The following is a 10,373-nucleotide window of genomic DNA, read 5'->3' on the forward strand; positions in this document are numbered from 1 at the left end:
GCCCTGGAGGCCCTCGGCCTGTTCGCCGAGGGCGGCGACCCGGCGCGCGTGGTGCGCGGCACGGCCGCCGGCCCGGCCGGCCCGGTCGTCTTCGTCTTCCCCGGCCAGGGTTCGCAGTGGGCGGGCATGGGCCGGCGGCTCTACGCGGAGTCGGAGGTCTTCGCCCGCTCGGCCGACGCCTGCGCGCGGGCCCTCGCCCCGCACGTCGACTGGAACGTGGTGGACGTGCTGACCGGCGTGGAGGGCGCCGCCTCGCTGGAGCGCATCGAGGTCGTGCAGCCGGCGCTGTTCGTGATGCTGGTGTCCCTGGCCCGGATGTGGAACGCGCTGGGCGTGACCCCCGACGCGGTCGTCGGCCACTCCCAGGGCGAGATCGCCGCGGCCCACGTCGCTGGCGCCCTGACCCTGGAGGACGCGGCCCGGATCGTGGCCCTGCGCTCCCGGCTGCTCGCCGAGGTCGAGGGGGAGGGCGCCATGGCCGGCGTCCTGCTGCCCGAGGGCCGGGTGCGGGAGCTGGCGGCGCGGTGGGGCGACCGCATCGGGATCGCCGCCGTCAACGGCCCCAACTCCACGACCGTCTCGGGCGAGACCGGGGCGGTCCGGGAACTGGTCGCGGACTGCGAGGCCCGGGGCGTGCGCGCCCGGCTGATCCGGTCCACCGTCCCCGGGCACTCCCCGCTGCTGGACCGGTTCGAGGGGCCGCTGACGCAGGGCCTGGGCCCGATCACCCCCCGGCCCGCGACGGCCGCGATCCACTCGACGGTGACCGGAGGCCCGGTCGACCCGGCCGCGCTGGACACCGCCTACTGGTTCCGCAACCTGCGCCACACCGTCCGCTTCGAGGCCGCCACCCGCCGGCTCATCGAGCAGGGCCACACCACCTTCATCGAGATCAGCCCGCACCCGGTGCTCCAGGTGGCGATCGAGGAGACGGCCGAGGCGCTCGGCGCCTCGCCCGTGGTCGCCGGCACCCTGAGCAAGCACGACGGGAGCCCGGGCAGGGTCCTGGAGTCCCTGGCCCACCTGCACGTCCGCGGGGTGACCGCCGACTGGGACGCGGTGTTCGCCGGGGCCCGGCCGCGCCGGATCCCGCTGCCGGCCTACCCGTTCCGCCGGCGGAGCTACTGGCTGACCCCGCCCGGGGAGACGGACGCGGCGCGGCCGGGCGGACCCGGCGCCGCGACGGCGGTCCCGCGCTCGCGGGAGGCGGTCCTCGCCCTCGTCTGCGCCGAGACGGCGGCGCTGCTGAGCGCCGAGTTCCCGGAGCTGACGGGCGCCGCCCTCGCGGCGCGGGCGACGGAGACCTTCAAGGACCTGGGCTTCGACTCCGCCCGGGCGGTGGGGCTGCGCAACCGGCTCACGGCCGCGGCCGGGGTACGGCTCTCGGCCACCGTCGCCTTCACCCACCCCACGCCCGAGCGGCTCGCCGCCCACCTCCTCTCCCTCCTCGCGCCCGAGGAGCCCGAGGAGCGCGAGGTACCCGGGGCGCCCGAGGCGCCGCCGCAGGCGGCGGCCCGGGAGGCCGCGGGGACGGTGGAGGAGACCGTTCCCGAACATCCCAGTGACGACGACCTGTACGCGCTGATCGACGGCGGTTACGTGTAACCGCCGTCACCGCACCTGTACTTGCTGAGCAACGGTTGGGGGAGGCCCTGGTGGAGGATGTCGACAAGCTCCGCTCCTACTTGCGACGCGCCGTCGGCGACGCGCGGGAGCTGCGCGAGCGGGTGCGCGAGCTGGAGGAAGCCGCTCGCGAGCCCATCGCGGTCGTGGGGGCGGGGTGCCGCTTCCCGGGCGGGGTGACCTCTCCCGAAGGGCTGTGGCGGCTCGTGTCCGACGGCGTGGACGCCATGGGCCCGTTCCCCGAGGACCGGGGCTGGGACCTGGAGGCGCTGCACTCCGAGGACCCCGAGGCCCCCGGGACGACGTACGCGCGCGCGGGCGGGTTCCTCCCCGGCCTCGCCGAGTTCGACGCGCCCTTCTTCGGCATCAGCCCGCGCGAGGCCCTCGCCATGGACCCGCAGCAGCGGCTGATGCTGGAGACCTCCTGGGAGGCGCTGGAACGCGCCGGGATCGACCCGGCCGGGCTGCGGGGCTCCGCGACCGGGGTGTTCACCGGGATCTACTCCGTCGACTACGGCCCCCGCATGGGCGGCGCGGCGGCCGGCGAGGTCGAGGGCTACGCCCTCGCCGGGACCTACACCAGCGTGGCCTCCGGACGCGTGGCGTACGTCCTGGGGCTGGAGGGCCCCGCGGTCTCCACCGACACCGCCTGCTCCTCCTCCCTCGTCGCCGTCCACCAGGCCGTCCGCTCCCTGCGCTCCGGCGAGTGCTCCCTCGCCCTGGCCGGCGGGGTCTCGACGATGCCCACCCCGGGCGTCCTCGTGGAACTCGGGCGCCAGCGCGGCCTGTCGGCCGACGGACGGTGCAAGGCCTTCGCCGACGCGGCGGACGGCACCGGCTTCTCCGAGGGCGCGGGCGTCCTCGTCCTCGAACGCCTCTCGGACGCGCTGCGCCACGGGCGCCGCGTCCTCGCGGTGATCCGGGGCTCGGCCGTCAACCAGGACGGGGCCTCCAACGGGCTGACCGCACCGAACGGCCTGGCCCAGGAGAAGGTCGTCCGGGCGGCCCTGGCCGACGCCGGACTCTCCGCCGCGGACGTGGACGCGGTCGAGGCCCACGGCACCGGAACCACCCTGGGCGACCCCCTGGAGGCGGAGGCGCTGCTGGCCTCCTACGGACAGGACCGGGACCCGGACGGCCCGCTGTGGCTGGGCTCGCTGAAGTCGAACATCGGCCACACCCAGGCCGCCGCCGGCGTCGGCGGGATGATCAAGATGATCATGGCGCTGCGCCACGGGGTGCTGCCCGCCACCCTGCACGTCGACCGCCCCTCGCGCCACGTGGACTGGGAATCCGGCGCGGTCCGCCTGCTCACCGAGGCCAGGCCGTGGACCGGCGCGCCCGGGCGGCCCCGGCGGGCCGGCGTCTCCGCGTTCGGGATCAGCGGCACCAACGCCCACCTGATCCTCGAACAGGCCCCCGAAGAACAGGCCCCCGAACCGGCTCCCGGCGAGGCCGGCGCCCCCGCGCCCGCCGACACCCCCCGCTCGCTGCCCTGGGTGCTGTCGGCCCGCTCGCCGGAGGCCCTGCGGGAGCAGGCCCTGCGGCTGCGGGACCACGTGGCCGCCGACCCGGAGCTGCCGCTCGCCGGCGTGGGCCGGGCCCTGCTGGCCACCCGCTCGCTCTTCGACCACCGCCGGGTGGTCGTCGGCGACGGCCGCGAGGGGCTGCTCGCCGCCCTGACGGCCGCCGCCGAGGGCGACGGCGGCGACGGCGCGCCCTCCGGTCCCGCCCGGCCCGTGGGCAGGACGGTGTTCGTCTTCCCCGGCCAGGGCTCCCAGTGGGTGGGCATGGGCCGGGAACTGTGGGAGACCTCACCGGTGTTCGCGCGCCGGATGGGCGAGTGCGCCGACGCGCTCGCCCCGCACGTCGACTGGTCCCTGCACGAGGTCCTCGGCGACGAGGCGGCGCTGGAGCGGGTGGACGTCGTCCAGCCCGTGCTGTGGGCCGTGATGGTCTCGCTGGCCGAGCTGTGGCGCTCGTACGGGGTCCACCCCGAGGCCGTGGTGGGCCACTCGCAGGGGGAGATCGCCGCCGCCTGCGTCGCGGGCGCCCTCTCGGTCGAGGACGCCGCCAAGGTGGTGGCGCTGCGGTCCAAGGCGATCCTGGCCCTCTCCGGACTCGGCGGCATGGTGTCCGTCGAACTCCCGGCGGAGGCCGTCCGCGCCCGCCTCACCGACGGCCTGTCCGTCGCGGCCGTCAACGGCCCCTCCTCCGCCGTGGTCTCCGGGGACGTGGCCGCACTGGACGCGCTGCGGGCCGCCTGCGAGGCCGACGGGATCCGCACCCGCCGCGTCCCCGTCGACTACGCCTCCCACTCGGCCCACGTCGAGGCGATCCGCGACGAGCTGGGACGTCTGCTCGCGGACCTCAAACCCCGCCCGGCACAGGTCCCGTTCCTCTCGACCGTGACCGCCGGCTGGCTGGACACCACCGCCCTGGACGCCGCGTACTGGTACACCAACCTGCGCAACACCGTCCGCTTCGAGGAGGCGACCCGGACCCTGGCCGCCGAGGGCTTCCGCTGGTTCGTCGAGGCCTCCGCCCACCCCGTCCTGACCTTCGGCGTCGAGCAGACCCTCGACGACGCGGGCGCCGACGCCCTCGCCGTGGGCACCCTGCGCCGGGGCGACGGCGGCCTCGCCCGCTTCCACCGCTCGGCCGCCGAGGCCTTCACCGCCGGCGCCCCGGTGACCTGGGAGAGCGCCTTCCCGGCCGGCGACGGCCCGTTCACCGAACTGCCCACCTACGCCTTCCAGCGCCAGCGCTACTGGCTGGGCACCCCCGCCGAGGGCACCGGAGCGAGCACCTCCGACCACCCGCTGCTCGACGCCGTCGTCGACCTGCCCGCGGGCCCCGGCGCCACCGGCGGCGTCGCGGGCGCCGGCCGCCTCTCCCTGGAACGCCACCCCTGGCTCGCCGGCCACACCGTCCACGGCGCCGCCCTGGTACCGGCCCCCGTCCTGCTGGAACTGGCCCTCTGGGCCGCCCACCGCGCGGGCGGGGACGCCGTCGCCGAACTCACCCTGGAAACCCCGCTGGTGCTGCCCCGCACGGGCGAGCGCGAGATCCGCGTGCTCGTCGACGACGAGGGGAGCATCACCGTCCACTCCCGGGGCGGGGGAGAGGCGGACTGGACCCGCAACGCCGTCGGCGCCGTCGGAACCGGCCCCGCACCCGGCCGCCCCGAGGACCTCCCCGCCGTCTGGCCCCCGGCCGGCGCGGTCCCCGTCCCCGTCGAGGAGGAGTACGCGCGCCTGGCCGTCCTCGGCTTCCGCCACGGGCCCCTCTTCCGCGGGCTGCGCACGGTGTGGCGCGACGGCGACGTCCTCCTCGCGGAGGCCGAACTGCCCGCCGCCGACGGCGCGGGCGGCCGCTACCGCCTCCACCCGGCGCTGCTGCACGCCGCGCTCCTGCCGGCCGGCCTCGGCGGGTCCACCGACGCCTCCCGGCCCGAAGGCCTGCTGCCCCGCCGCTGCACCGGCCTGCGCCTCGAACAGGCCGGACCGGGCGTCCTGCGCGTCCGCCTCGCGCCCGCCGGGGAGAACACCCTCTCCCTGACCCTCGCGGACGGCGCCGGCGCCCCCCTCGGCGGCATCGAGGCGCTCACCCTGCACCCCGCCGACATCGGGGAGCTGACCGCCCTGGGCTTCGACCACCACGACTCCCTGTTCCGGGTGGACTGGACCCCCCGCCCCCTGCCCGCCGCCCCGGTACCCGCCCCGTACGCGGTCCTGGGCACCCCCGACGGGATCCCCGCAGCCGGGGACGAGCACGCCCTCCCCTTCGCGGACCTGGGCGAACTCGCCGCCTCGGCCGGGCCGGTGCCCCCCGTCGTCCTCGCCACCGCCGATCCCATCGCCGACACCGACACCGACACCGACGCCGACGGCGCCGACACGCCCGCCCGCGTCGAGCGGGCCCTGCACTCCGTGCTGCGCCGCACCCGGGAGTGGCTCGCCGACGACCGGTTCGCCGGCTCCCGCCTGGCCTTCGTGACCCGCGACGCGGTCCGCGCCGGCCCGGCGGAGTCCGCCGACCCGGCCGCGGCCGCCGTCTGGGGCTTCGTCCGCAGCGCGCAGACCGAGAACCCGGGCCGCTTCACCCTCGTCGACACCGACGGCACGCCCGCCTCCCTCGCCGCCCTCCCGGCGGCGGCCGCCTCCGGCGCGCCCCAGATCCGGCTCCGCGCCGGGGAGCCGGCCGTCCCGGCCCTGGCCCGCGCCGAGGCCTCCGGCGCGCCGGACGGCGTACCGGCCCTCGGCACCGGCACCGTCCTGATCACCGGCGGCACCGGCGGCCTGGGCGCGAAGCTCGCCCGCCACCTCGTGGAGCGGCACGGCGTGCGCCGGCTGCTGCTGGCCGGCCGGCGGGGCCCCGAGGCCCCGGCGGCGGCCGCGCTGAGCGCGGAGCTCACCGGGGCGGGAGCGCACGTGGACGTCGTCGCCTGCGACGTCGCCGACCGCGACTCCGTCGCCGCGCTCCTCGCCGCCGTCCCCGCCGGCCACCCGCTGAGCGCGGTGGTCCACTGTGCCGGTGTGCTGGCCGACGGGGTCGTCGAGACGCTGACCGAGGACCGCGTGGCGGAGGTCCTCGCGCCGAAGGTCCGCGGCGCCTGGCACCTGCACGAGCTGACCCGGCACCTGGACCTGTCCGCGTTCGTGCTGTTCTCCTCCGTCGCGAGCGTCCTCGGCACCGCCGGACAGGCCGGCTACGCGGCGGCCAACGGGTTCCTCAACGGCCTCGCGGAGGCCCGCCGGGCCGCCGGACTGCCCGCCACCTCCCTGTGCTGGGGCTTCTGGGCCGAGCGCAGCGAGATGGTCGCCGACCTCGCCGACACCGACGTCGCACGCCTGCGCGGCCAGGGCGTCCTGCCGCTGGCCTCGTCGGACGGGCTCGCCCTCTTCGACCTGGCCCTCTCGCTGGACGAGCCCGTCCTGGTCCCGGCCCGGCTGGACCCCGCCACCCCCGGCGCGGTCTCCCCGCTGCTCGCCGCGCTGGGCGGCGCCCCCGCCGGCCCGGCGGACGGCGGCCCCGCCGAACCGGCCCTGGCGCAGCGGCTCGCGTCCCTGCCCGAGGAGGAGGCACGGGCGGCGCTCCTGGACGCGGTCCGGACGCAGACCGCGCTGGTCCTCGGCCACCGCGACACCGCCCGGATCGGCCCGCACGCCGCGTTCAAGCAGCTCGGGCTCGACTCCCTCACCGCCCTGGAACTGCGCAACAAGCTGTCGGCGGTGACCGGTCTGAAGCTGTCCGCCACGATCGTCTTCGACCACCCGAACCCGGCCGCCCTGGCGCAGTTCCTGCTCGCGGGCCTCGTCTTCGACACGGCGGCCCCGCCGTCCCCGGCCGACTCCCTCGCCCAGGAGATCGAACGGCTGGGCGCCCGGCTGGAGGAGGCCTTCCTCCGGCTCGAAGCGGCGGACCGCACCACCATTTCCACTCTGCTCGGCGAGCTGCAGGGCCGAGTCCGTTCGATGGCGGGCGCCGGTTCACCGGTCGCCATCGTCGACCAGATCACTTCGGCCTCAGCGGGAGAGCTCCTCGCGCTGCTGGACAAAGAGCTCGGCTAGGGAGAGCGATGACGAACGACAACAGCGCCGAGGTCCTCGAATACCTCAGGCGGACGTCGATCGAGCTGATCGAGACGCGCAAACGCCTCCAGGAGCTGACGGACGCCGCCGCCGAGCCCATCGCGGTGGTCGGCGTCGCCTGCCGCTACCCGGGCGGCGTCGGCTCCCCCGAGGAGCTGTGGGACCTCGTCAGCGCCGGCGCCGACGTGGTCTCGGACTTCCCGCAGGACCGCCACTGGGACCTGGAGGGCCTCTACGACCCCGACCCCGACCGGCCGGGCACCTGCTACACCCGCTCCGGCGGGTTCCTGGACGGGGCCGGCGACTTCGACGCCGAGTTCTTCGAGATCAACCCGCGCGAGGCGCTGGCCGCCGACCCGCAGCAGCGGCTGCTCCTGGAGACCTCGTGGGAGTCGCTGGAGCGGGCCGGCATCGACCCGCACGCCCTGCGCGGCAGCGACACCGGCGTCTTCGCCGGCATCGCGTACTTCGGCTACGGCAACCACCACTTCACCCCCGAGGCCATCTCGGGCTACGCCCAGACCGGCTCCCTGCTGAGCGTGGCCTCGGGCCGGGTGGCGTACGCGCTGGGCCTGGAGGGTCCGGCCGTCTCCACCGACACGGCCTGCTCCTCCTCGCTGGTGACCGTGCACCAGGCCGTGCAGTCCCTGCGCCAGGGCGAGTGCTCCCTCGCGCTGGCCGGCGGGGTCACCGTCATGGCGACCCCGCAGGTGTTCCGGGAGTTCGCCCGCCAGCGCGGCCTGTCGGCGGACGGCCGGTGCAAGGCGTTCGCCGACGCCGCCGACGGCACCGGATTCGCCGAGGGCGCCGGCATGCTCGTCCTCGAACGGCTCTCCGACGCACGCCGGAACGGCCGCCGGATCTGGGCCGTCATCCGGGGCTCCGCCGTCAACCAGGACGGCGCCTCCAACGGCCTGACCGCCCCCAGCGGCCCCGCCCAGCAGCGGGTGATCCGGGCCGCCCTGGCCAACGCCCGCGTCCAGCCGGACGAGGTCGACGTCGTGGAGGCCCACGGCACCGGCACCACCCTCGGCGACCCCATCGAGGCCCAGGCCCTCCTCGCCACCTACGGGCAGGACCGGGAGCCGGGCAACCCCCTGTGGCTGGGCTCGCTGAAGTCGAACATCGGCCACACCCAGGCCGCCGCCGGCGTCGGCGGCATCATCAAGACGATCATGGCGATGCGGCACGGCACCATGCCCGCCACCCTGCACGTGGACCGCCCCTCCACCCACGTGGACTGGTCCGCCGGCGCCGTCGAACTCCTCACCGGGGCCCGCGAGTGGACCACCGCGCCGGGCCGCCCCCGCCGGGCCGGGGTCTCCAGCTTCGGCGCCAGCGGCACCAACGCCCACCTGATCCTGGAGCAGGCCCCCGAGGAGGAGCCGGCCGAGCCCGCCGAACGGGTCCCGGCCGGGGCCGTCGGCCTGCTCCCGTGGGTGCTGTCCGCCCGCTCGGAACAGGCCCTGCGGGCCCAGGCCGGGCGGCTGCGCGCCTTCGCCGCCGACGACCCCGGGGCCGACCCCGCCGCCGTCGCCGCCTCCCTGGTGTCCGCCCGTGCCGCCTTCGAACACCGCGCGGTCGTCCTCGGCCGGACCCGCGAGGGCCTGCTGGACGCCCTCACCGCCCTCGCCGAGGGCGCGGAGAGCCCCGCCGTGGTGCGCGGCACCACCGCCGAGGCCGGCGGCACCGTCTTCATGTTCCCCGGCCAGGGCGCCCGGTGGACCGGCGTCGCCCGCGAACTGTGCGCCGCCTTCCCCGTCTTCGCGCAGACCCTCGACGAGGTCTGCGCCCGCTTCGACGCGCACCTCCCCTTCCCCCTCAAGCCCCTGCTCCTGGCCGACGAGCCCGAGGGCGCCGACCGCACGGACGTCATGCAGCCCGCGCTGTTCGCCCTCCAGGTCGCCCTCTACCGGACCCTGACCCGGTTCGGCCCGCGCCCGGACCGCCTCATCGGCCACTCCGTCGGCGAGATCGCCGCCGCCCACGTGTCCGGGGCCCTCGGCCTGGACACCGCCACCCGGATCGTGGCCGCCCGCGGCCGCACCATGCAGGCCGTCACCGAACGCGGCGCCATGCTGGCCGTCCGCGTCCCCGAGGCCGAGGTCCGCGCCCTCCTCGCCCCCTACGCCCGGACCGGGATCGCCGCCGTCAACGGCCCCGACTCGACGGTCGTCTCCGGCCTGCGCGAGGAGGTCCACGACCTGCGCGACCGGCTCGTCGCCGACGGCCGCTCGGCCAAGCTCCTCCCCTTCGACCACGCCTTCCACTCCCCGCTCATGGACCCGGTCCTGGAGGAGTTCGCGGCGGCCCTCCCGGACCTCACCGCCCTCCCCGAGGGCGAGGGGCCGCGGATCCCGGTCGTCTCCACCCTCCTGGGCCGCGAGGCCACGCTCCGGGAGCTGACCTCCGCCGCGCACTGGGTGGACCACGTCCGCGCACCCGTGCGCTTCCACGAGGCCGTCTCCCACGCCCGCGCGGCCGGAGCCGGCGTCTTCGTCGAGGTCGGACCCGGCTCCACCCTCGCCGGCCTCACCAAGGACGCCTTCGCCGCCGAGGGCGCCGACGCCCGCGTCACCGCCTCCTTCCGCCGCGACCGGGGCACGGCGGAGGGCCTGGCCGCGGCCCTCGCCGAACTGCACGTCCTCGGCGCCCCCGTGGACTGGGCCGCCCTGACCGGCACGCAGCCGGCCGTGGACCTCCCCACGTACGCCTTCCAGCGCCGGCGCTACTGGCTGGACTTCCTCGCCGCCGCCGCCACCGCCGACGTGGCCTCCGCCGGCCTGTCCTCCCCGCACCACCCGCTGCTCGGCGCCCTCGTGGACCACCCCGGCACCGACGAGACCGTCTTCACCGGCCTGTGGTCCACGCGCACCCACGGCTGGCTCGCCGACCACGCCGTCTTCGACTCGGTCGTCGTCCCCGCCACCGCCTACCTGGACCTGGCGCTGTCGGTGGGCGACCGCGTCGGCTGCCCCGCCGTCGGCGAACTCTCCCTGGAGGTCCCCCTGGTCCTGCCCGACGAGGGCGAGGTCCAGGTCCGGGCCGTCGTCGGCGCGGCGGACGAGGACGGACGCCGCTCCCTGGACGTGTACGCGCGCCCCGCCGAGGACGGCGCGCACACCGGCGGCTGGACCCGGCACGCCATGGGCACCC

3 protein-coding genes are annotated in these 10,373 nt (G+C 76.9%); all 3 read left to right on the forward strand.

The features are described from left to right. A partial coding sequence (locus AB0O29_RS32165) for an acyltransferase domain-containing protein (RefSeq protein ID WP_365158800.1) occupies positions 1-1,605 on the forward strand: 1,605 nt, incomplete at its 5' end. Positions 1,606-1,655: 50 nt separating this feature from the next. Then, positions 1,656-7,196, forward strand: a complete 5,541-nt coding sequence (locus tag AB0O29_RS32170) for an SDR family NAD(P)-dependent oxidoreductase (protein ID WP_365158803.1) — start codon at positions 1,656-1,658, stop codon at positions 7,194-7,196. Between the two features lie 8 nt (positions 7,197-7,204). Further along, positions 7,205-10,373: type I polyketide synthase (locus AB0O29_RS32175; RefSeq protein ID WP_365158806.1), on the forward strand; the 3,169-nt coding region annotated here is incomplete at its 3' end.

The sequence above is a fragment of the Streptomyces sp. NPDC089915 genome (genome assembly GCF_040684675.1).
In the GTDB taxonomy this organism is placed as follows: domain Bacteria; phylum Actinomycetota; class Actinomycetes; order Streptomycetales; family Streptomycetaceae; genus Streptomyces.